Below are 695 nucleotides of genomic sequence, written 5' to 3'. Positions count from 1 at the left end.
TAAACAACGGCAGATCCGTATAGAGAGTGATGGTATCTACCTGATTAAAACCGGCGAATAATATAGCGAGACACACAAGGTGCATGACCAGTCCCACGACCCTCTTCATGGAATGACTTTAGAAAAGATTCTTATAAAGCTTGAATCTCATTTCGGCTGGGAAGAACTAGGCAATAGAATTCCTGTTCGTTGCTTTCAATACGACCCGAGCATTAAGTCCAGCTTAAAATTCCTAAGAAAAACCCCTTGGGCTCGTAGCAAAGTTGAAGCGCTTTATATCGACTTATGTAACAGCCCATGGCAGAAAAAATAGCTGCCTAAATAAATTAAATACGACTATTTTTTGCCCAGGCATAAAATGTTACGTTTTTTTTCAAACTTTCGAAAAAAATCCTGTATACTACCGCAAATTTTTTTCCGCCCTGAACTTATTGAGTAGAATAATGACAGATCTATCCAAATACAGAAATATAGGCATCTTCGCTCACGTTGATGCTGGTAAAACAACCACTACAGAACGTATTCTAAAGCTAACTGGTAAGATCCATAAGACTGGTGAGGTTCACGATGGTGAATCTACAACTGACTTTATGGAGCAGGAAGCTGAGCGTGGTATTACTATCCAGTCTGCAGCGATCACAACCTTCTGGGATGATCACCGCATGAACATCATAGATACTCCTGGACACGTTGAC

General features: G+C 40.4%; 2 protein-coding genes. Both read left to right on the top strand.

Annotated features, from left to right (window positions below):
• The first annotated feature begins 79 nt into the window (after window positions 1-79).
• Window positions 80-313, top strand: a complete 234-nt coding sequence (locus A3757_RS06055) for a VF530 family DNA-binding protein (protein WP_082865102.1) — start codon at window positions 80-82, stop codon at window positions 311-313.
• Between the two features lie 130 nt (window positions 314-443).
• Window positions 444-695: GTP-binding protein (locus A3757_RS06050; RefSeq protein WP_156506214.1), on the top strand; the 252-nt coding region annotated here is incomplete at its 3' end.

The organism is Oleiphilus sp. HI0117, assembly GCF_001635235.1.
The sequence above is the reverse complement of the archived record's forward strand: the minus strand, read 5'-3'. Positions and strand labels throughout refer to the sequence as shown.